This window comes from Actinomycetospora chlora (assembly GCF_039542135.1).
GTDB lineage: Bacteria > Actinomycetota > Actinomycetes > Mycobacteriales > Pseudonocardiaceae > Actinomycetospora > Actinomycetospora chlora.
In genome coordinates this window covers 96,583-117,368 of sequence record NZ_BAABHO010000011.1, presented here as the reverse complement: position 1 = coordinate 117,368, position 20,786 = coordinate 96,583, and the positions used below count along the sequence as shown (strand labels likewise).

The following is a 20,786-nucleotide window of genomic DNA, read 5'->3' as shown; positions in this document are numbered from 1 at the left end:
GGGGGGCGCGCCTATCCTCGGTGTCATGGCCTTCGCGACAGAGGTTCCGGGCGCGGCCCGCGACGGGGAGAACCCCGAGGGGCTGCCCGACGACGCCCTCGCCCACTCCGACTTCCGTCCCGTCGGCGAGATCGAGCGCACCGGCGCCCCGTTCGAGGTGGTCAGCCCGTACGAGCCCGCGGGCGACCAGCCCGCGGCGATCGAGGAGCTCGAGAAGCGGGTGAAGGGCGGCGAGCACGACATCGTGCTGCTCGGCGCCACCGGCACGGGCAAGTCGGCCACCGCGGCCTGGCTCATCGAGCGGGTGCAGCGGCCCACGCTGGTGATGGCGCCCAACAAGACGCTGGCCGCCCAGCTGGCCAACGAGCTGCGCGAGCTCCTGCCCAACAACGCGGTCGAGTACTTCGTCTCGTACTACGACTACTACCAGCCCGAGGCGTACATCGCGCAGACCGACACCTACATCGAGAAGGACTCCTCGATCAACGAGGACGTCGAGCGGCTGCGCCACTCGGCCACGTCCAACCTCCTGAGCCGGCGCGACGTCGTCGTGGTCGCGTCGGTGTCCTGCATCTACGGCCTGGGCACGCCGCAGTCGTACCTCGACCGCTCGGTCCAGCTGACCGTCGGCGACGAGCTCGACCGCGACCAGCTGCTGCGCGCCCTGGTCGACGTGCAGTACACGCGCAACGACATGTCGTTCGCCCGCGGCACCTTCCGGGTCCGCGGCGACACCGTGGAGATCATCCCGGCGTACGAGGAGCTCGCGGTCCGCATCGAGTTCTTCGGCGACGAGATCGAGTCGCTCTACTACCTCAACCCGCTCACCGGCGACGTCGTCCGGCAGGTCGACGACGTCCGCATCTTCCCGGCCACCCACTACGTGGCCGGGCCGGAGCGCATGGAGAAGGCGGTCAAGGCCATCGAGGCCGAGCTCGAGGAGCGGCTCGCCGAGCTCGAGCGCCAGGGCAAGATGCTCGAGGCCCAGCGGCTGCGCATGCGCACCACCTACGACATCGAGATGATCCGCCAGGTCGGGTTCTGCTCGGGCATCGAGAACTACTCGCGCCACATCGACGGCCGCGGCCCGGGCACGGCCCCGGCCACGCTGATCGACTACTTCCCGCAGGACTTCCTGCTGGTCATCGACGAGTCGCACGTGACCGTGCCGCAGATCGGCGGCATGTACGAGGGCGACATGTCGCGCAAGCGCAACCTCGTCGAGTACGGCTTCCGGCTGCCGAGCGCCACCGACAACCGCCCGCTGACGTGGGAGGAGTTCGCCGATCGCATCGGGCAGACGGTGTACCTCTCGGCGACGCCGGGCGACTACGAGATGCGGATGGCCGGCGGCGAGTTCGTCGAGCAGGTCATCCGCCCCACCGGCCTCATCGACCCCGAGGTCGTGGTGAAGCCGACGAAGGGCCAGATCGACGACCTGGTGGGCGAGATCCGCACGCGGGTCGAGAAGGACGAGCGCGTGCTGGTCACGACGCTGACCAAGAAGATGGCCGAGGATCTCACCGACTACCTGCTCGAGCTCGGCATCAAGGTCCGCTACCTGCACTCCGAGGTCGACACCCTGCGGCGCGTCGAGCTGCTGCGCCAGCTGCGGTCGGGGGAGTACGACGTCCTGGTCGGCATCAACCTCCTGCGCGAGGGCCTCGACCTCCCGGAGGTCTCGCTGGTCGCGATCCTCGACGCCGACAAGGAGGGCTTCCTGCGCAGCGAGCGCTCGCTGATCCAGACGATCGGCCGCGCCGCCCGCAACGTGTCCGGCCAGGTGCACATGTACGCGGACACGGTCACCGAGTCGATGCAGTACGCCATCGACGAGACCAACCGGCGCCGCGAGAAGCAGATCGCCTACAACACCGAGCGCGGGGTCGACCCCCAGCCGCTGCGCAAGAACATCGCCGACATCCTCGACCGGGTCTACCGCGAGGCCGAGGACACCGAGGAGTCGGTGGCCGTCGGGGGCTCCGGTCGCAACAGCTCGCGCGGCCGGCGCGCGGCCGGCGAGGCGGGCGGGCGCGGCAGCTCGGGCATCGTCGAGCACCGCGACACCTCGGGCATGGCCCGCGCCGAGCTGGCGGACCTCATCCAGCAGCTCACCGACCAGATGATGGCCGCGGCGCGCGACCTGCAGTTCGAGCTGGCCGGGCGCCTGCGCGACGAGATCGCCGACCTCAAGAAGGAGATGCGGGGGATGGACGCGGCCGGGGTCAGCTGACGGCCCGGCTCCCGGCGAGGCGCCCCCGCCCGGCCGGGGGGCCTGCCGGTCCGGGACCTGCGTCCCTGGGCACGGCGCGGGGCTCCTCGGGAACGTCGGAGAACGGCGTCACGACCGGGAGGTAGCACCATGGGGATGGACGCGGCGGCGTGGGACGCCCGCTACGCGGACGTGGACCGGCTGTGGATCGACACGCCCAACCGGTGGGTGCACGAGGTCCTCGCGGGCCGGGCCCCGGGGCGTGCCCTCGACCTCGCCTGCGGTGAGGGCCGCAACGCGGTGTGGCTCGCGGAGGAGGGCTGGGACGTGACGGGCGTGGACTTCTCCGCCACCGCCCTCCAGCGGGCCGAGGCCGCGGCGTACCGCCACGGCGTGCGCGTGCACTGGGTGCACGCCGACGTTGTGACGTGGACCCCGCCACGGCCGATGGACCTCGTCGTCGTCGCCTACCTGCACCTACCCGTCGAGGAGCGGCGACAGGTCCTGCACCACGCCGCGGCGGCGCTCGCGCCCGGCGGCACGCTGCTGGTCGTGGGCCACGACACCGCGAACCTCACCCGAGGGGTCGGGGGACCGCGGGACCCGGCGGTCCTCTACACGGCCCAGGACGTCGTCGACGACCTCGCCGACGTCGACCTGCAGCTCGTCCGTGGGGTCGAGGTGCTGCGACCGGCGGGCGGCCCCGACGCCGTCGACGTCCTCGTGGAGCTCCGCCGCCCCGCAGACGCGAGCCCCGGCCCGACGGGGGCGACGCCGCCCGTGCCGGCGCCACGGAGCAGGTCGTCCGACCGGGCGTGACGGGCACGGTCCGTGGGGTGGCCAGGTCCTTCCGGGTGGACGCCTACGAGCGCGGGGCCGGGGGCGGGTCGATGACCTCGGTCCGCACCGTCGACGGGGCACGCTGACCGTCCTCGCCGTCGGGCCGGCCGGACCGCGGGAGGGCCAGGCGCACCGTCCGTCCCGGCCACAGATCGCGGGCCTCGTCCCCGACCGCGATCCGGACGGGCCCCCCGGGTCCCGCGTCGGCGGACACCTGCACCTCGCGGTCGGTCACGCGGGCGGTCAGCGGCCGTCCCCGGTAGTGCAGAGCCAGCTCGAGCACGCCGGAGCGACCTGGCCAGTGCGGGTTGAACCGCAGGACGTCGCCCCGGATCTCGACGCCGGCGAAGCAGCGCTGCACGACGTCCACGGCCCCCGCCATCGCGCCCAGGTGTACGCCCTCGGCGGTGGTGCCGCCCTGCAGGTCGGCGACGTCGCTGCGCACGACCCGGTCGAAGTGGTGGAGGGCCTCCTCGCGGTGCGCACGGGCAAGCACCCAGGCGTGCACGAGCGCGCTGAGGGTGGAGCCGTGCGTGGTGCGGGCCAGGTAGTGGTTGATCGTCCGGGGGATCGCCTCGGGTGGCAGGACGTAGCCGAGCCCGCCGAGCAGGTCGCGGAGCTCGTCGGCGGAGAACAGGTAGAAGAGCATCAGGACGTCGGCTTGCTTGGAGGCCTGGTAGTCGTCCACCGAGCGCCCCTCGGCCTCGAGGATCCGGTCCAGGCGCTGCAGGTCTCCGTAGCGGCGCCGGTAGGCGTCCCAGTCGAGCTCCGCGAGCTCGCGATAGCCGGCGAACTGGCTGATCACACCGTCGTCGTGGATCGGGACGGCCATGTGCCGGCCGACCTCGTCCCAGCGCCGCAGCTCGTCCCGACCCAGGTCGAGGGTCTCGAGCAGCGCGCGGCGCCGGGTCGACGGCAGCAGGTCGAGCAGCTCCCGGGCCCGCCGGAGCACCCACACGGTCAGGACGTTGGTGTACGCGTTGTCGTCGATCCCGGGCTCGGCGGCGCCGGGGTACCGGGTCGTGTACTCGTCGGGCCCCATCACGCCGCGGATGTGGTAGCGGCCGTCGGCCGGGTCGTGCTCGGCGAGGTCCGCGAAGAACCGGGCGATCTCGAGGAACACCTCGGCGCCGCCCTGTTCGGCCAGGAAGGCGAGATCGCCGGTGGCCTGCAGGTACTGCCAGAGGTTGTAGGCGACGGCCAGGCCGATGTGGCGCTGGCGGTCGCTGGTGTCGGGAAGCCACCGGCCCGAGAGCGGGTTGAGGTGCAGCCGCTGGCTCTCCTCCCGGCCGTCGCTGCCCGACTGCCACGGGTACATCGCCCCGCGCTGCCCGGCGGCCCGCGCGGCCCGGCGGGCGGCGTCGAGCCGCCGGACCCGGTAGAGCAGCAGCGCGCGGGCCAGCGCGGGGAAGCGCAGCACGAGGACGGGGAGGACGAACAGCTCGTCCCAGAACACGTGCCCCCGATAGGCCTCGCCGTGCAGCCCGCGGGCCGGGATACCGGCGTCGAGGTCGAGGTCGTGGCGGGACACGGTCTGGAGCACGTGGAATCCGGCCAGCCGCAGGTCGCGCACGGTCTCCACGGGAGCCGGCCGTGCACCGTCGAGCAGCTCGATCCGGCACCACCGCCACAGCCGCTCCCAGCACCGCGTGTGCTCCGCGAGCAGGTCGGTGAAGCCCGGCGCCTCGGCGAGCAGCTCCGTCGCCGCGAGGGCGGGCTCGGAGACCGCGACGTCCCGTGACGTGACCACCGCGGCGATCTTCTCGATCTCCACCGTCTCCCCGGCGTGGACCTCAACGGTCAGGCGCTGGCCGATCCGCCCCTCCGCACGGTCCGGTCCGCGGGCGACGACGGTGGTCGCGGGGCGGGGGAGCCGGGTCCGGGCCCCGACGGCGACGCGGTGGCGGGACTGGGTGGTCCGAGCGGTGAGGACCACGGTGTCGTCGCCCACCTCGTCGGCCGCGAGGACCTCGAGGTGCCGCCCGGCGAGGTGGCGGTAGCGGCTGACCCCGCTGTTGGTCACCGTGCCGTCCACGCCCGAGGACACGGTGAGCAACCCGTCCCAGTCCTCGGCGACGAACGACGTGTGCAGGCCCGCGAGGTGCCGCCGCTCCATGTGCACGAATCGGCGCTGGTGCAGCCGGCTGTGCCGGCCCGCGACGTCGACGAAACGGGTGGAGCGGCTGAGCACGCCGTGCGCCGTGTCCAGTGCCTGCCGGTGCTCCAGGACCCGCACGGTGGACGGGTCGAGCCACGGGCCGTCCTCGACCGCGATCCGCAGGTCGAGCCAGTTCGGGAGGTTGACCATGCTCTCGTTCTCGACCGCCACCCCGTCGATCTCGTCGGCGAGCCGGTTGAAGAAGCCGGCGGCGTAGGTGCCGGGGTAGTGCACGCCGTCCGCGGTGCTCTCCGGCATCGCCCCGCGGGTGCCGAGATAGCCGTTGCCGAGGGTGCACAGTGCCTCGCGGCGACCCTCGTCGGAGGGGTCCCAGCCCTCGAACTCGACGGTCCAGGCGTCCGGGCCGGTCATCGGGCGTCCTGCTCGTCGGGTTCCGCGCTGCGGTCGACCAGGACCGACACGAGGTCCCGGCGGGGCGTGCGCGGTGGTTCCGGTGCCTCCGGGACGGGGCGACCGACCCGCAGGACGACGACCGGGTGGCCTCCGGTGAGCGCCTGGACGCGGTCGCGGGTCTCGTCGACCTCGAGGACCTGGGTGATCGGTGTCGCGGCGAGGCCGTGGGCCGTCGCCTCGAGGAGCACCGCGCTCATCGCCTCCCCGGCGCGCACCACCGAGGCCGTGTCGTCGCCGTCGACGGTGAGGACGATCAGGGTGGAGACGTCTGCGTGGTCGGCACCGCCGGGGGGCTGGTGGAGACCCCCGCCGGGGAACCAGCGCAGGACGAGGTCGTCGTAGAGGTGCGGCTCGGCGAGGCGGGCGCTGTGGGGGATCCCGTCGGCTCCGCCGGCGTAGCGGTGCGTCCACCGCTGCAGCTCCGCGGTGTACCCGGGCCGGTCGAGCTGGAGGAGGGCCGCGTCGCGCATCGCATCGACGAGGGCGCGGCGAGCGTGCCCGCCGACGACGTGGAGGGCCGCGCCGAAGGTCCGCGCCACGAGGGCGAGCTCGTCGAGGACACCGGGATCGATGGTCTCGGCGGCGAAGCGGCGGCGGTCGGTCCGGCGGCGGTCGATCGCCGCGGCCTGCCGTCGTGCATCGTCGGGAACGGCGTCGGCCGGCTCCCAGGCCACCTCCGCCACCCGACGCTGCGGCGGACCCTCCCGGTCGAGCCGGACGACGGGGGTCCAGCCACGGGCGGCGAGGCCGACGCGCAGGTGGTGCAGCGCGGCGCCGCAGGCGAGCAGCACCCCCTCACCGCGCTCGTCGGTGAACGGCAGCCGACGGTGCGGGTCCACCGCCAGCTCGAGGCGGTCGGGCAGCAGCGTCCACCGCCAGGGCTGGGTGTTGTGCTCCGACGGCGCGCGCAGCGCCCCCTCGAGCGCGGCGAGGACCGCGTCCCGGACCACGGGCTGCCGGCTGGTCGTCATCGTCGACGCTCCCCTCGATCGAGGACCTCGCGGCCGACCGTCGGCGCCCGTCCGCGTCCGCACGGGCCGTCGTCCCGTTGCTCCTCTGCTCCGACCGTCCCCACCCGGTGGCGTCGACCACCAGGCACGAAGTGCCCCGGGGAGCGGGACGATCGACTCGTGCGTCGACCGACGTCGCCGCGTCCTCGTCGGGCCGGGCCCACCGGTGGAGGAGGTCCCCGGCCGTCCGCAGGTCGATGACGAACCCGCCGAACACCCCGGTCGCGGTCCCGGCCGCGGCGAGGTGCGCTGACGCTCCGGATCCCGAGATCGTGACCGGGCCCACAGCGATGGCCTAGCATCGCGGTGGCCCGGTCCGATGCGGGGAGGTCGACGTGGCAACCGCCGAGGAGCAGGCCGCGGGCGCGCCCCTCGACCGGGCGGCGCGCGCCCTCGACGGCGTCGACGACCTGGACATGACCTTCGCCGCCGCGCTGGCGCCCGGCGCCGCCACCTTCCGGCTGGGCCGCATGCGCGGGGCCCGGGCCGGGAGCATGGACGGGCTGGTCACCGCCGTGGGACAGGGCCTCGGCGGCAAGGTCCTGGCGCTCGAGCGCCCGCTGGCCGTGGCCGACTACGCCCGCGCGCCCGGCATCACCCACCAGTTCGACCAGGCGGTGTCGGCGGAGGGCCTGCGGGCCGTGTTCGCGCTGCCGGTGCGGGTCGACGGGGTGCTGCACGGCGCGGTCTACGGGGCGCTGCGCCGCCCGCTGGCGTTCGGTGACCGGTTCCTGTCGCGCATGGCCGAGACGGTGCGCGCGGCCGTCCGCCCGCGCGCGCCCGAACCTCCCGCCGACCTCGACGACGACGTCCGGCTCACCCGTGAGGAGGCCCGCGAGCTGCACGCCGTGCTGCGCGCCGCCCGGGCGGGCACCACCGACCCCGCCGCGCGCGCCCGGCTGGAGACGCTCGCCGGGCGGCTGCACGGCGCGGACACCGCCCCCGGCGTCCACCTCTCGGCCCGCGAGCTCGACGTGCTCGCCCTCGTCGCCGTCGGGGCGGGCAACGGCGCGATCGCGGAGCGGCTGGGTCTCCGGACGGAGACGGTGAAGTCGTACCTGAAGTCCGCGATGGCCAAGCTGGGCAGCCGCACCCGCGGCGAGGCGGTGCACCGGGCCCGGGCCGGCGGCCTCCTGCCCTGACCCCCTCGTTCGTGGGTAGTGACCCGCATCACGCGGGACCTACCGTCGGCCGGGTGGACGTGCCCAGCCTCATGCGCCAGGCCATGACCCTGCACCGCGAGAAGACCGCGATCGTCACCGAGCACCGCCGCCTGACCTTCGCGCAGGCCTGGGACCGGGGCGTGCGGACGGCCAACGGCCTCATCGCGCTCGGGGTCCGCCCGGGCGACCGCGTCGCCAGCCTCGAGGAGAACGACCTCGGCGCGGCGGACCTCTTCCTCGGCGCGGCGATCGCCGGCGCCGTACGCGTGCCGCTCTACGCCCGCAACGCCCGGCAGGCGCACCGGCACATGGTCGAGCAGACCGGGACCCGGGTGCTCGTCGTCGACGTGGCGCACGCGGACGAGGTCAAGGGGCTCGAGGAGGAGGCGGACGGCCTCGTCCACGTGCTGGTGCGCGACGCCGGCTACGAGGACTGGCTGGCCGCGCAGTCGCCCGACGACCCGTTCCTGCCCGTCGGCCCGGACGACTGGTACGTCATCCGGCACTCCGCGGGCACCACGGGGCGGCCCAAGGGCGTCGGCTACACCCAGCACGACTGGCTGGTGAACTGCCGCAACTGGTATTACCGCCTGCCCAACCTGGCCGAGCACAGCGTCGTCGGGCACGCCGGGCCGATCTCCCACGCGTCGGGCTACCTGTTCCTGCCGGCCTGGCTGCACGGCAGCACCAACCTGCTGTTCGGGGCCTTCGACCCCGCGAAGGTGCTGACGCTGATGGAGGAGCACCGCGTCACGCACATGTTCGCGCCGCCCTCGATGGTGCAGATGCTCACTGCCGAGCCGTCACGGGCCGGGCGGGACCTCGCGGCGCTGGAGTGCCTGCTCGTCGGCGGCGCCCCGATCACCGACGCGACCGCGCTCGCCGGGCGGGCGGCGTTCGGCGACGTGCTCTACCAGGTGTTCGGCCAGACCGAGGCCGTCCCGCTGACGGTGATGACCCCGCAGGAGTGGTTCGGCGAGTTCCCCGGCTCGTCGCCGCTGCGCGCCGCGGGGAAGGTGCTGCCGTTCGCGCGGATCGAGGTCCGCGACGAGGAGGGCACCACGCTCCCGCTGGGCGACGAGGGAGAGCTCTGGGCGCAGGTCGAGGGCCAGATGCGCGGGTTCTGGGGCGACGACGAGCTGACGTCCACCCGCCTGGTCGACGGGTGGGTGCGCACCCGCGACATCGGCCGCATCGACGAGAACGGCTACGTCTACATCCTCGACCGCGCGGACGACATGATCGTCTCCGGCGGCTTCAACATCTGGCCCGCCGAGCTCGAGTCCGCGATCGCGAACCACGCCGAGATCGTCGAGGTGGCCGTGTTCGCCGTGCCCCACGACCGGTGGGGGGAGACGCCGATGGCGGTGTGCCGGGTGGAGCCCGGCGCCACCGTCACCGCCGAGGAGATCGTCGAGCTGGTCCGCACGACGCTCGGCTCGTACAAGAAGCCCGGCGTCGTCGAGTTCACGCACGACCCGTTGCCCAAGAACGTGGTGGGCAAGTTGCTGCGCAAGGCCCTGCGGGAACCGCACTGGGTCGGACACGACAGCCGAGTGGCAGGTGCATGATCATGGTTTCGGGAGCGGCGACGCTCGACGACGTCCTCGACACGCAGGACTACGGGGTGCCGTGGGCGCTCGAGGAGCACCACCACGACTGGCAGCGCGCCGTGCGGGACTTCTGCGTCCGCGAGGTCGCGCCCGGTGCGGCCGAGCGGAGCATCGCCGGCGCCTTCGACCCCGAGATCGCCCGTGCGGCGGGCCGCCTCGGTGCCTACGGTCTGCTCGCCGAGGAGCGGTTCGGCGGCGGGGGCGCCGACCTGCGGACGCTGTGCCTCACCGCCGAGGAGCTCGCGCGCGTCGACTCGTCACTGGCCGTCACGGTGCACGTCCAGGCCATCAGCGTGGCGCTGCTCGCGCACCTCGCGGCGGGTCGCGACGACCTCCTCGCCGAGGTGCTGCCCGACGCGTGCACGGGCGAGACGTTCGTGTCGTTCGGCCTCACCGAGCCGACCGGCGGCTCCGACGCCGGCAACATCACCACCTCGGCGCGCCGCGACGGCGACGACTGGGTGATCTCGGGGTCGAAGCAGTTCATCACCAACTCCGGCACCCCGTTCTCGCGCTACGTCATCCTCTTCGCGGCCACCGGCGACGCCACCGCCGGGGCGAACGGACGCTCCCGGCGCCCGGTCTCGGCGTTCCTCGTGCCGCTGCACGCGCCCGGCGTCACCGTCGGGGCCCCCTACGCGAAGCTCGGCTGGCGGGCGTCGGACACCCACCCGCTGTTCTTCGACGAGGTACGGGTGCCGGGCACGGCGCTGCTCGGCGACGAGGGCCGCGGCTACCGCGAGGCGCTGGCGTTCCTGACGTGGGCGCGGTTCCCGATCGCCGCGATGAGCACCGGGCTCGCGCTGGGCTGCCTCGACGACGTGCGCCGCTTCGTCGACGGCCGGACCTCCTTCGGCAGCCCGCTCGGGGGCCACCAGGGGGTCGCGTTCGGCGTCGCCGACATCGCCGCCCTCGCCGCGTCGGCGCGGGTGATGACCTACGACGGGGCCTGGAAGTACGACCACGGCCGCCCGATCGCGAGGGAGGCCGCGACGGCCAAGCTGGTGGCCTCCGAGGCCGCCAACAAGGCCGCCTACCTGGCCACCGAGCTGTGCGGCGGCTACGGGTTCATGGCCGACACGGCGTCGACGCGGCACTACCAGGACGCGCGCATCCTCACGATCGGCGAGGGCACGTCCGAGGTGCAGCGGATGCTCATCGCCCGCGGGCTGGGCCTACCGGTGTAGCAGTTCGCCGGCGGTGCGGAGGTCCGCGACGAACCCGGCGAACATCTCGTCGCGGTCCTGCCCCCGGGCGGGGTCGGCCCGCAGGATCGCCGACGGGTGGATGGTCGGCACCAGCGTGAGGTCGTTCCACGGGCGCGGCTCCCCGCGCTCGGCGGTGATGCGGAACGCCGACCCGAGCAGCGCCTTGCCCGCCGTCGCGCCGAGGGTGAGGAGCACCTGCGGCGCGACCGCAGCCAGCTCGGCGTCCAGCCACGGCCGGCAGGCCTTGATGTGGCCGGCCTTCGGCGTCTCGTGGATGCGCCGCTTGCCCTGGTAGCGGAAGTTGAAGTGCTTGACGGCGTTGGTGACGTACGCGTCGTCGCGGGCGATGCCGGCCTCGTCGAGCGCTTCGTCGAGCAACTTCCCGGCCGGCCCGACGAACGGGGCGCCCTGCCGGTCCTCCTGGTCGCCGGGCTGCTCGCCGACCATCACCAGCCGGGCCTTCGCCGGCCCGACGCCGAACACCGTCTGCGTCGTGTGCTCGTACAGCTCGCAGCGCGTGCAGGCCGCGGCCTGCTCCCGGAGCGTCTCCAGGTCGGGCGGCGTCTCCTCGGCGAAGAGGTCCAGTGGCTCGGTCACCGGGCCGGGGTGCCCAGGCCCTCGGGCCCGACACACCGCCGCTTCCCCCGGGGGAGGAGGACCGGATCCGTCCGCCCCCCGCGCCACACTCGGCGCCATGGGGATCCCGGTCCAGATCACGTTCGACGCCCACGACCCGGCCGCGCAGGCGCGGTTCTGGGCGCTCGCGCTCCACTACGTCCGCCAGCCCCCGCCGCCCGGCTTCGACTCCTGGGAGGACTTCGCCGGCAAGATCGGCATCCCACAGGACCAGTGGGACCGTCTCGACGCCGTGGTCGACCCCGACGGGGTCGGGCCGCGGGTGCTGTTCCAGAAGGTGCCCGAGGACAGGACGGTGAAGAACCGCGTCCACCTCGACGTCAACGTCGGCGGGCATGCCGACGACCGGCGGGAGCGGGCGCAGGCTCACCGGGTGGAGCTCGAGGCCGCCGGCGCGCGGTTCCTGCGCGAGGTCGACGAGCCCACCGGCTGGTGCCTGGTCATGGCCGACCCGGAGGGCAACGAGTTCTGCCTGCAGTAACAGGACGCTCCATCTCCACCCCGGCGAGCACGATCCCGTCGGGCAACGTGACGTCGACGCGGCGCACCTCGGCGAAGCCGAACGCCGTGTAGAGCGGGACACCGGGCAGGGTGGCCATGAGCACGAGGCGGGTGAAGCCCTCCGCGCCGGCGGCCCGCTCCGACGCCTCGAGGATCGCGCGGCCCAGCCCCCGCCGGGTGTGGTCGCCGCGCACGAACATCGCCCGCACCCGCGCGGGCTCGGTCGCGGGGTCGAGCAGGCGCGCGTCGTCGTCGCGGTCGCCGGACCCCGTGTAGAGGCGGGCGCGGCGACTCCAGCCCCCGCAGGCCACGACCTCGCCGCCGTCCTCGTGCACGTAGTAGGTGCCGTCGTCGACCATCGCGCGGTCGAGGTGTGCGATGTGGATCTCGGCGCCGGCCGTCTGCTCGGCGTCGTAGAACCGCGGGAAGATCGCCCGCACCGACGCGCGCATGAGCGCGGCGATCGCCGGGACGTCCGCGTCGGTCGCCATCCGCAGGCTCATCGCGCTCTCCTCGCTCCCGCGGCGCGGGCCGGATCCATGGCGCCCGTCACGGACGCTGCCTAGGCTGCGGCGAGGTCCGCCGACGTCGAGGGGGTCGATGATGACTCACGCCGCCGACGGCATCTGCGCGGTCACGCGGACCACCGACCTGCGACGCCACGCCCGGCTGCTCCACCAGGCCCACGACGCGCGCCTGTCCGGCAGCCGGCCCGCCACCCCGCTGCGCCGCGTCGTGAGCCGGTCGTGGGATCGCGTCCTGTCCTACGGCGTCGCGCCCGACGGCCGGGCCCTCGACGACCCGGCGCCGCCCGAGGTGGTCGAGCAGCGGCGGGCCGAGTCGCCGATCGCGCACGTCCTGCCGCAGCTGCGCGCGAGCCTCACCGCCGTCGCCGAGGACGCCGAGCACATCATGGTGGTCACCGCCTCCGACGGGTTCGTGCTGTGGCGCGAGGGCGCGGTGCGGGTCGGCCGGCTGGCCGACGACCTCGGCTTCCAGCCGGGCGCGGACTGGACCGAGGCGTCGGTCGGCACCAACGCCATCGGCACCGCGCTGGCCGAGCACGCCTCGGTGCAGCTGTTCTCCGCCGAGCACTTCGTGCGCGCCCAGCACCCCTGGACGTGCACGGCGAGCCCCATCCACGACCCGCGCACCGGCGAGATGCTCGGCGTCGTCGACCTCTCCGGGCCGGCGCCGACGGTGCACCCGACGACCGTGGCGCTGGTCCACACCGCCGTCCGGCTCGCCGAGACCGGGCTGTGGGCGGCGCACGAGCACCGGCTCGGCGAGCTGCGCGCCGTCGCCGCCCCGGTGCTGGCCCGCCAGACCGGTCCGGCGCTCGTCGTCGACGACCACGGCTGGGTCGCCGCGGCGACCGGTCTCGCCCCGCGCGACCGCGTCGGGGTGCCCCGCGCGGGCGAGGCGGTGCTCGTCCACGGTCTGGGCGCCTGCCTGCCCGACCGCGTGCCCGGCGGCTGGCTGCTGCGCCCGGCCGACGGCGCCGGGCCGGGGGCGACGCGGCTGCGGCTCGACCTCGACGCCGACCCGCCGGGCGCGGTGGTCGAGGGCAGCGAGCGCTGGCGGCACGCGCTCGGTCGCCGCCACCTGCAGATCCTCGCCCTGCTCATGCGGGCGGGCAGCACCGGGCTCGACGCCGCGGCGATCAGCCGCGCGCTCTACGACGACGCCGACCACCTCGTCACCGTCCGCGCCGAGCTGTCCCGCCTGCGCCGCCAGCTCGGCGGACTGCTGGCCGCCCGGCCCTACCGCATCGCGCCGGGCGTGGAGGTCGTCCCGCCGTCGGCGGCCGAGACCGCGCGGCTGCTCGGTGGAGACGCAACCTCGCTGCAACCCTGGCCGTGACCGGGCTCACCCCCGTGGGATGGCGTCAGCCGGCGGCCTCGATGGTCGAGCTCCGCTCCGCTGCGTCTCCGAGGAGGAGGACCCATGAAGGCTGCTCGCTTCCACGGCCGCGGTGACGTCCGCGTCGAGGACGTCCCGGAGCCCACGCCCGCCGCCGGGCAGGTGCAGGTCGCCGTTGAGTGGTGCGGCATCTGCGGCACCGACCTGCACGAGTTCCTCGACGGGCCGATCTTCACGCCCACCCCGCAGGCGCCGCACCCGCTGACCGGCGGCGCCATCCCGATCACGCTGGGCCACGAGTTCTCCGGTGTGGTGGCCGGGGTCGGGTCCGGCGTCACCGGGGTGTCCGAGGGCGACCGGGTGGTCGTCGAGCCCTACGACGTGTGCGGGACGTGCGTGGCGTGCCGGGCCGGGCGCTACAACGTCTGCCGCCAGCTGGGCTTCATCGGCCTCGACGGCGACCAGGGCGGGTTCGCCGAGAAGATGGTGGTCGACCAGCGGTGGGTGCACCGGATCGACGACCTGAGCACCGAGCAGGGCGCGCTGGTCGAGCCGCTGGCCGTCGGGTACCACGCCACCAAGCTGTCGGGCATCGAGCGGGGCCAGACCGCGGCGGTCTTCGGGTCCGGGCCGATCGGGCTGGTCACCGCAGCCGCGTTGCGCGCCGCCGGCGCCGGGCAGATCGTCGTCGTCGAGCCCGCCGACGCGCGCAAGGCCAAGGCCCCCGGGGCGGGCGCCGACGTCGTGCTCGACCCGACGCAGGAGGACGTCCCCGAGCGCATCCGCGAGCTCACCGACGGCGCGGGCGCCGACGTCACCTTCGAGTGCGCGGGGCTCGACCCCGTCCTGGCCCAGGCCGTGGCGTCGACGCGACCCGGCGGCACCTGCGTCAACGTCTCCATCTGGGGCCACCCGGCGACGTTCGACGTCAACTCGCTGGTGTTCTCCGAGATCAACCTCATCGGCTCGCTGGCCTACGCCGGGCGTCACCCGGAGGTCATCGAGCTCATCCGTGACGGCGTCGTCGACGTCGAGCAGTTCATCACCGGCCGCATCGCCCTCGACGACATCGTCGAGCAGGGCTTCCGCGAGCTCATCGACCACAAGGAGACCAACGTGAAGATCCTGGTGCACCCGTGACGGCGGCACGGATGCGCGTCGCGGTGGTGACCGGCGCGGGACGGGGGATCGGGGCCGCCATCGCCCGGCGGCTGGCGTCGGACGGCCTGGCGGTGATGGTGTCCGACATCGACGCCGACAGCGCGTACGGCGTGGCGCAGGAGATCACCGACGGCGGCGGGCAGGCGACGTCGCTGGCGACCGACGTCGCCGACCGGGACGCGTGCTTCGCCCTCGTCGCGGCGGCCCGCGAGCGCTTCGGGTCGATCGACGTCATGGTCGCCAACGCCGGGATCGCGCAGGTCAAGACGCTGCGCGAGGTGACGCCCGAGGACCTGCAGCGGATGCTCGGCGTCAACGTCGGCGGGGTGCTGTGGTGCCTGCAGGCGGCGGCCGAGGCGATGATCGAGCAGGGCCACGGCGGGAAGATCATCAACGCGGCGTCGATCGCCGGCCACCAGGGCTTCGACCACCTCGGGCACTACTCGGCGTCGAAGTTCGCCGTGCGGGCCCTGACCCAGGCCGCGGCCAAGGAGCTGGCGAGTCACCAGATCACCGTCAACGCCTACTGTCCGGGCATCGTCGGCACCACGATGTGGGACGAGATCGACGAGGGTCTCGGCAGCTACCTCGGCACCGGCAAGGGCGAGGCGCTGAAGCAGTACTCGCAGCTCATCGCCCTGGGCCGCGTGCAGACGCCCGAGGACGTCGCGTCGTTCGTCTCGTACCTGGCGAGCCGCGACGCGGACTACATGACCGGCCAGGCGGTGATGATCGACGGCGGGATCGTGATGGTCTGACGACCAGGTGAGTGGTTCGGGTCGTCATGGCGACCCGAACCACGCACGAGGCCGGAGGCCCTCGGCGCGGGTCGGTTTGCATGGCGAGGGAGTGGCGGGGGTAACATGGCCGTCATGCAGGCACCGCGTCGAGAGGTAGTACTTCGGCGCGCCGGGTGAGCCAGGGCCCCGGCGCGCACCACCGCTCGCTCTGACCAGAGCTCGAGCGGCCCGCCGAGACCTGGCTCGGATCCACCGCCACCACGGATCCTCCAGGAGCCCCGCCGTGACCATCATCGACTCGCCCCGTAGCTCCGCCCCGGCGCCTCGCCGCCTCTCCCGCCTGCCCCGCCCGTTCACGATCCTGACCACCGGGGGCATGCCCGGCGTCATGGACCTCGCGTCGGCGCTGTGCTCGTTCGGCTACCGCGTCCCGGACTTCTCGGTCGACGTCCACGAGGGCGTGAGCTGCTCGTGCGTCCAGTGCACCGTGGCGCTGACCAGCGCGGAGTGCCTCGAGTTCGCCGACCGCGTCCGCACGCTGCCGGGCGTGCTGTCGGTCGAGCCGTCCTGCTGACGCGCCCGGGGCGCATAGTGGAGCGGTGAGCGACGACGCCCGCCGTGACCGTGACGCCGGTGGTTTCTCGAACCCCCTCGAGGAGCTGATCGGCCGCCTCGTGGAGGGCTTCGGCGACCTCGGCCGGCCCGGCGACGAGCCCGGAGGGCCACCGGGAGCGCCGCCGCGGGGGCGCGGCGACACCCGGACCCCGACGCTCGACCGCTTCGGCCGGGACCTGACCGCCGCCGCCCGCGCCGGGCGTCTCGACCCCGTGGTCGGGCGCGAGCGCGAGGTGGCGGCGGTCCTGGAGATCCTGGGGCGGCGCACGAAGAACAACCCGGTGCTGGTCGGTGACCCGGGCGTCGGCAAGACCGCGATCGTCGAGGGCATCGCCGCGCGGATCGCCGAGGGCACGGTGCCCGGACCGTCCGGTCGGCGGGTCGTCGCCATCGACCTCGCCGGGCTGGTCGCCGGGACGAAGTACCGCGGCGAGTTCGAGGAACGGCTGCGCCGTCTCGTCGACGAGGTCACCGCCACCGACCGGGCGGTCGTGCTGTTCCTGGACGAGCTGCACACCGTCGTCGGGGCGGGCGCCGGCGTCGAGGGCACGATGGACGCCGCGGACATCCTCAAGCCCGCCCTCGCGCGCGGGGAGCTGCAGGTCGTCGGGGCGACGACGCTCGAGGAGTACCGCCGCCACGTCGAGTCCGACCCGGCGCTCGAGCGCCGCTTCGCCCCGATCACCGTCGACGAGCCGACCGTCGAGGAGACCGTCGCGATCCTCGACGGGCTGCGGGCGCGCTACGAGGACCACCACCACGTGCGCCTGCCCGAGGACGCGCGCCGCGCCGCGGTGGAGCTCACCGCCCGCCACGTCCGCGACCGGTTCCTGCCCGACAAGGCCATCGACGCCCTCGACACCGCCGCCGCCCGCGTGCGGCTGCGCCGCGGGGAGGCCCCCGGCGCCTCGACCACCGTGACCGTCGCCGACGTCGCCCAGGTGGTCGCGGACCGGACGGGCCTGCCGGTCGCGCACCTCACCGACTCCGAGCGCTCGCGCCTGCTCGGCCTCGCCGACCACCTGCGCCGCCGCGTCGTCGGCCAGGACCACGCGCTCGAGGCCGTCACCGACGCCGTGCTCGCCGGGCGCGCGGGGATGGGCCAGCCGGGGCGGCCCGTGGCGTCGTTCCTGTTCGCCGGGCCGACCGGCGTCGGCAAGACCGAGCTGGCCCGCGCGCTCGCCGAGGCCCTGCACGGCTCCGACGAGCGGCTCGTGCGGCTCGACCTCGGCGAGTTCCGCGAGGCCCACACGGTCAGCCGCCTCACCGGGGCGCCCCCGGGCTACGTCGGGCACGACCGCCCGGGCGAGCTCACCGAGGCGATCCGCCGGACGCCGTCGTGCGTCGTGCTGCTCGACGAGATCGAGAAGGCGCACCCCGACGTGCTCGCGCTGCTGCTCGGCGTCCTCGACGCGGGCCGGCTCACCGACGGGCGGGGGCGCACGGTGTCGTTCGCCGACGCTGTCGTGATCATGACGAGCAACCTCGGGGCGACGGCGCTGAGCGACGGCAAGGACCCCGACGAGGCCCGTGCGGGCGTCGTCACCGCCCTGGCGCGGGCCCTGCGACCGGAGTTCCTCGGGCGGATCGACGAGGTCGTGCTGTTCACCCCGCTCGACCCCGAGGCCCGGCACGCCGTCGTCGGGCTGATGCTCGACGGCACCCGCGAGCGGCTGGCGGCCCAGGAGATCGGGCTGACGGTGACGCCGGCCGCGGTCGACGTCCTCGTGGCCCGCGGGCACGACCCGGCGCTGGGCGCCCGGCCGATGCGCCGCGTCGTCACCCGGGAGGTCGACCGGGCGCTGTCGCGCCGGATCGTGGCCGGCGCCCTGCGCCCGGGCGGGCACGCCACGGTGGACGCTCCCGACCCGGACGGTCCGCTGACGATCGAGGTGGGCGCTACTCCACCGTGACGCTCTTGGCGAGGTTGCGGGGCTTGTCGATGTCGCGGCCCAGCGCCCGGGCGGCGTGGTAGGCGAGCAGCTGCAGCGGCACGCCGAGCAGGATCGGGTCGAGCTCGGGCTCGAGGCGCGGCACGTGGATCACGGCGTCGGCCAGCCCGTCGGGCAGCTCGGCGTTGGTGACGGCGATGACCGGCCCGCCGCGGGCCTTGACCTGCTCGATCGTCGAGATGTTCTTGCCCAGCAGCTCGTCGTCGGGCACCACCACCACGCACGGCATCTCGGCGTCGACCAGCGCCAGCGGGCCGTGCTTGAGCTCGGCCGCGGCGTAGGCCTCGGCGTGCACGTAGGAGATCTCCTTGAGCTTCTGCGCGCCCTCCCGCGCGACCGCCGCACCCCGCACGCGACCCAGGTAGAACATCGAGCGGGCGCCCGCGTAGCGCTGCGCCACCGCCTCCACCTCGTCGGCCGACCGCAGCGCGGTCTCCACCGCCTCGGGCAGCCGCCGCAGCCCCTCGACCAGCCGGGACCCGTGCGCCGAGGACAGGTCGCGGACCCGGCCGAGCAACAGCGCGAGCAGCGCGAACGACGTCACCATCGAGCTGAAGGCCTTGGTCGACGCGACCGACACCTCCGGGCCCGCGTGCAGGAACGTCCCGGCGCCGCACTGGCGCGCGATCGCCGAGCCGATGACGTTGACGACGCCGACGACGCGAGCGCCCTTGCGCTGCAGCTCCTCGACCGCCGCGAGGGTGTCGATGGTCTCGCCGGACTGGCTGACCGCGACGTAGAGCGTCTCGGGGTCGACCAGCGGGTTGCGGTAGCGGAACTCGCTGGCCTGCTCGGCGTCCGAGGGGATGCGGGCGAGCTCCTCGACCAGCCCGGCCCCGATCTGACCGGCGTAGAGCGCCGAGCCGCAGCCGAGGAACGTCACGCGGCGGATGCCGCGCAGCTCGCGCGGGTCGAGCCGCAGGCCGTCGAGGCGGGCCGTGGCGAACCGGGCGTCGAGCCGGCCGGCGAGGACGCGGCGCAGGGCCGCGGGCTGCTCGTGGATCTCCTTGGACAGGAAGTCGGCGTGGCCGTCGAGGTCGTAGTCGGCGTCGTCGACGTCGACGGTGGTGGGCGGGCCGAGACGCGACCCCTCGTAGCCGGCGGCGGTGAGCGTCGCGATCTCGCCGTCGGCGAGGAACACGACCTGGCGGGTGTGTCGCACGAGCGCCGCCACGTCGGAGGCCACGAACATCTCGCCGTCGCCGAGGCCCAGCACGATCGGGCTGCCGTTGCGGGCGACGACGAGCTCCTCGGGGCGTCGGGCGTCGAGCACGACCAGCCCGTAGGTGCCCTCGACGACCCGCAGCGCCTCCTGCACCGCCGCCTCGAGCGAGGGCGAGCCGCCGTCGAGCGCCCGGGCGATGAGGTGGGGGAGCACCTCGGTGTCCGTGTCCGAGCGCAGCACGACCCCGTCGGCGGCGAGCTTGCCGCGCAGCTCGTCGGCGTTCTCGAGGATGCCGTTGTGCACGACCGCGACGCGGCCGGACGCGTCGGTGTGCGGGTGCGCGTTGCGCTCGCTCGGCTCGCCGTGCGTGGCCCAGCGGGTGTGGGCGATGCCGGTGCGCCCCGGGGACTCGTCGTCGCCGATCGCGGCGCGCAGGTCGTCCACGCGGCCCACGGCCCTGGTCGTCCGCAGCGCCTTGCGGTGCGCCACGGCCAGACCGGCCGAGTCGTAGCCGCGGTACTCGAGCCGGGCGAGCCCCTCGACCAGGATCTTCGTCGCCGGGCGGTTCCCGACGTACCCCACGATGCCGCACATGGTGGCCTCCCCCTCCTGTCGGTCTAGCCGTAGACGATGCGCCGCAGGCGGCGCTCGGTGATCGGTCCCGGCGCCACGGGACGGTGCGCGAGCTCGTCGGCGATCACCGTCCAGATCTCCGCGTTGCGCCGGTCGCGGGCCTGCAGCTCCCGGTGGCGCCGCCTGACGTACTCCTCGGTGGTCTCGGAGTAGTACGCGACGACGTCGGCCACCACCCGCGCGGCGACCGCCCCGGACAGACCCGTCGTGGCGGCGACGTGCCGCACCAGCTCGGGGTCCACGGGTCCGAGCTTGCCGCGGTTCGGCGCGAGCGGCCAGGATCCTGCCCGGGATCGGGCAGGATTGCTGATCAACGGGGGCTGACGGCACCGTCCAGCAGGGCGTCCACGAGCCGGGCGGGCATCGCGGGGTCGACGGGCTCGCGGGTGAGCAGGACCCGGAAGTGCACCGGGCTCACCAGCATCTCGATGAGCAGGCGGGGGTCGACGGTGTCGGGGAGCTCGCCGCGCTCGATCGCGCGGACGACCATCTGCTGCGAGCGCTCGGAGCGCGAGGCCCAGTAGCGGTCGCGGGCCGCGCGGGTGTCGGGGTCGTCGCCGGCGACGGCGAGGGTGCGCTCGAGGGCGTGGCCGACGGGCGTGGCCAGGAAGTCCGCGAGGTCCTGCGCGTAGGCGGTGAGGTCGTCGCGCAGGCTCCCCGTGTCGGGCACCCGCAGCCCCTCGGTGGCGTCGAGCAGGGCGTCGATCAGCAGGTTCTCCCGCGTGCCCCAGCGCCGGTAGATCGACGTCTCGTGCACCCCGGCCCGGTCCGCGACGTCGGCGACCCGGAACCCCTCGAGGTGGTGCGCGAGGAGGAGCTCGAGCGCGGCCTCGAGGACCGACGCGCGGACGCGCGCGGACCGGCCGCCGGGCCGGCGCCGTACCTCCTGCTCGACCATGCGG

At 74.4% G+C, this 20,786-nt stretch carries 18 protein-coding genes; 11 read left to right on the top strand and 7 right to left on the bottom strand.

Features of this window, described 5'->3' with window-relative positions; translation table 11 throughout:
* Nucleotides 1-25 precede the first annotated feature (25 nt).
* Complete coding sequence (gene uvrB / locus ABD994_RS09405; protein ID WP_345413378.1) at nt 26-2,233, top strand: excinuclease ABC subunit UvrB; 2,208 nt, start codon at nt 26-28, stop codon at nt 2,231-2,233.
* Between the two features lie 129 nt (nt 2,234-2,362).
* On the top strand, nt 2,363-3,031 hold the full coding sequence (locus ABD994_RS09400) for a class I SAM-dependent methyltransferase (RefSeq protein WP_345413376.1): 669 nt from the start codon (nt 2,363-2,365) through the stop codon (nt 3,029-3,031).
* A 43-nt stretch (nt 3,032-3,074) separates the two neighbouring features.
* Here the strand turns inward: ABD994_RS09400 and ABD994_RS09395 are convergent, their stop codons facing one another.
* Complete coding sequence (locus tag ABD994_RS09395) at nt 3,075-5,582, bottom strand: glycoside hydrolase family 65 protein (RefSeq protein ID WP_345413373.1); 2,508 nt, start codon at nt 5,580-5,582, stop codon at nt 3,075-3,077.
* Nucleotides 5,579-6,595, bottom strand: coding sequence for an Acg family FMN-binding oxidoreductase (locus tag ABD994_RS09390; RefSeq protein WP_345413371.1), 1,017 nt, complete (start codon nt 6,593-6,595; stop codon nt 5,579-5,581). The genes ABD994_RS09395 and ABD994_RS09390 overlap by 4 nt, the downstream gene beginning before the upstream one ends.
* A 374-nt stretch (nt 6,596-6,969) precedes the next feature.
* On the opposite strand from ABD994_RS09390, the gene ABD994_RS09385 reads away from it, so the two are divergent.
* From ABD994_RS09385 to ABD994_RS09375, 3 genes are read left to right on the top strand one after another with little or no spacing between them, the layout of a single operon-like run.
* Nucleotides 6,970-7,776 (top strand): LuxR C-terminal-related transcriptional regulator, encoded by an 807-nt coding sequence (locus ABD994_RS09385; protein ID WP_345413368.1) that lies wholly within the window; start codon nt 6,970-6,972, stop codon nt 7,774-7,776.
* A gap of 53 nt (nt 7,777-7,829) precedes the next feature.
* Nucleotides 7,830-9,368: a class I adenylate-forming enzyme family protein gene (locus ABD994_RS09380; RefSeq protein ID WP_345413366.1), complete on the top strand. Its 1,539-nt coding sequence runs from the start codon at nt 7,830-7,832 to the stop codon at nt 9,366-9,368.
* 2 nt (nt 9,369-9,370) lie between these two features.
* The gene (locus ABD994_RS09375) at nt 9,371-10,597 is read left to right on the top strand and encodes an acyl-CoA dehydrogenase family protein (protein WP_345413364.1); all 1,227 of its coding nucleotides are present in this window, start codon (nt 9,371-9,373) and stop codon (nt 10,595-10,597) included.
* Here ABD994_RS09375 and ABD994_RS09370 read toward each other — a convergent pair.
* Complete coding sequence (locus ABD994_RS09370; RefSeq protein ID WP_345413362.1) at nt 10,586-11,215, bottom strand: UdgX family uracil-DNA binding protein; 630 nt, start codon at nt 11,213-11,215, stop codon at nt 10,586-10,588. The two genes, ABD994_RS09375 and ABD994_RS09370, sit on opposite strands and share 12 nt — an antisense overlap.
* Before the next feature lie 97 nt (nt 11,216-11,312).
* Here ABD994_RS09370 and ABD994_RS09365 point away from each other — a divergent pair, with 97 nt between their 5' ends.
* Nucleotides 11,313-11,735 (top strand): VOC family protein, encoded by a 423-nt coding sequence (locus tag ABD994_RS09365; RefSeq protein ID WP_345413360.1) that lies wholly within the window; start codon nt 11,313-11,315, stop codon nt 11,733-11,735.
* Here the strand turns inward: ABD994_RS09365 and ABD994_RS09360 are convergent.
* A complete protein-coding gene (locus ABD994_RS09360) occupies nt 11,695-12,258 on the bottom strand; it encodes a GNAT family N-acetyltransferase (RefSeq protein WP_345413357.1) in 564 nt (187 codons plus the stop codon). The genes ABD994_RS09365 and ABD994_RS09360 overlap by 41 nt on opposite strands.
* A gap of 97 nt (nt 12,259-12,355) precedes the next feature.
* Here ABD994_RS09360 and ABD994_RS09355 point away from each other — a divergent pair, with 97 nt between their 5' ends.
* From ABD994_RS09355 to ABD994_RS09335, 5 genes are all read left to right on the top strand, one after another.
* A complete protein-coding gene (locus tag ABD994_RS09355) occupies nt 12,356-13,618 on the top strand; it encodes a GAF domain-containing protein (RefSeq protein WP_345413355.1) in 1,263 nt (420 codons plus the stop codon).
* Nucleotides 13,619-13,702: 84 nt separating this feature from the next.
* The gene (locus tag ABD994_RS09350) at nt 13,703-14,758 is read left to right on the top strand and encodes a 2,3-butanediol dehydrogenase (RefSeq protein WP_345413352.1); all 1,056 of its coding nucleotides are present in this window, start codon (nt 13,703-13,705) and stop codon (nt 14,756-14,758) included.
* A complete protein-coding gene (locus ABD994_RS09345; RefSeq protein ID WP_345413350.1) occupies nt 14,755-15,537 on the top strand; it encodes an acetoin reductase in 783 nt (260 codons plus the stop codon). The genes ABD994_RS09350 and ABD994_RS09345 overlap by 4 nt, the downstream gene beginning before the upstream one ends.
* Before the next feature lie 265 nt (nt 15,538-15,802).
* Nucleotides 15,803-16,093 carry a hypothetical protein gene (locus ABD994_RS09340; protein ID WP_345413347.1) on the top strand — a complete coding sequence of 97 codons (291 nt, stop codon included), beginning with the start codon at nt 15,803-15,805 and terminating at the stop codon, nt 16,091-16,093.
* 25 nt (nt 16,094-16,118) lie between these two features.
* Complete coding sequence (locus ABD994_RS09335) at nt 16,119-18,047, top strand: ATP-dependent Clp protease ATP-binding subunit (protein WP_345413344.1); 1,929 nt, start codon at nt 16,119-16,121, stop codon at nt 18,045-18,047.
* On the opposite strand, the gene glmS is transcribed toward ABD994_RS09335, so the two are convergent.
* The 3 genes from glmS to ABD994_RS09320 form a co-directional block, all read right to left on the bottom strand.
* A complete protein-coding gene (glmS, locus tag ABD994_RS09330) occupies nt 18,034-19,845 on the bottom strand; it encodes a glutamine--fructose-6-phosphate transaminase (isomerizing) (RefSeq protein WP_345413342.1) in 1,812 nt (603 codons plus the stop codon). The two genes, ABD994_RS09335 and glmS, sit on opposite strands and share 14 nt — an antisense overlap.
* A gap of 23 nt (nt 19,846-19,868) precedes the next feature.
* Nucleotides 19,869-20,126, bottom strand: coding sequence for a hypothetical protein (locus ABD994_RS09325; protein WP_345413338.1), 258 nt, complete (start codon nt 20,124-20,126; stop codon nt 19,869-19,871).
* A 68-nt stretch (nt 20,127-20,194) separates the two neighbouring features.
* Nucleotides 20,195-20,782 carry a TetR-like C-terminal domain-containing protein gene (locus tag ABD994_RS09320; RefSeq protein ID WP_345413334.1) on the bottom strand — a complete coding sequence of 196 codons (588 nt, stop codon included), beginning with the start codon at nt 20,780-20,782 and terminating at the stop codon, nt 20,195-20,197.
* Nucleotides 20,783-20,786 lie beyond the last annotated feature (4 nt).

Excerpts from the sequence above, each read along its gene's own strand:
- ABD994_RS09320 (WP_345413334.1), bottom strand. The coding sequence starts at position 20,782 with ATGGTCGAGCAGGAGGTACGGCGCCGGCCCGGCGGCCGGTCCGCGCGC.
- glmS (WP_345413342.1), bottom strand. The coding sequence starts at position 19,845 with ATGTGCGGCATCGTGGGGTACGTCGGGAACCGCCCGGCGACGAAGATC.
- ABD994_RS09390 (WP_345413371.1), bottom strand. The coding sequence starts at position 6,595 with ATGACGACCAGCCGGCAGCCCGTGGTCCGGGACGCGGTCCTCGCCGCG.
- ABD994_RS09360 (WP_345413357.1), bottom strand. The coding sequence starts at position 12,258 with ATGAGCCTGCGGATGGCGACCGACGCGGACGTCCCGGCGATCGCCGCG.
- uvrB (WP_345413378.1), top strand. The coding sequence starts at position 26 with ATGGCCTTCGCGACAGAGGTTCCGGGCGCGGCCCGCGACGGGGAGAAC.
- ABD994_RS09400 (WP_345413376.1), top strand. The coding sequence starts at position 2,363 with ATGGGGATGGACGCGGCGGCGTGGGACGCCCGCTACGCGGACGTGGAC.
- ABD994_RS09355 (WP_345413355.1), top strand. The coding sequence starts at position 12,356 with ATGATGACTCACGCCGCCGACGGCATCTGCGCGGTCACGCGGACCACC.
- ABD994_RS09375 (WP_345413364.1), top strand. The coding sequence starts at position 9,371 with ATGGTTTCGGGAGCGGCGACGCTCGACGACGTCCTCGACACGCAGGAC.
- ABD994_RS09365 (WP_345413360.1), top strand. The coding sequence starts at position 11,313 with ATGGGGATCCCGGTCCAGATCACGTTCGACGCCCACGACCCGGCCGCG.
- ABD994_RS09350 (WP_345413352.1), top strand. The coding sequence starts at position 13,703 with ATGAAGGCTGCTCGCTTCCACGGCCGCGGTGACGTCCGCGTCGAGGAC.
- ABD994_RS09395 (WP_345413373.1), bottom strand. The coding sequence starts at position 5,582 with ATGACCGGCCCGGACGCCTGGACCGTCGAGTTCGAGGGCTGGGACCCC.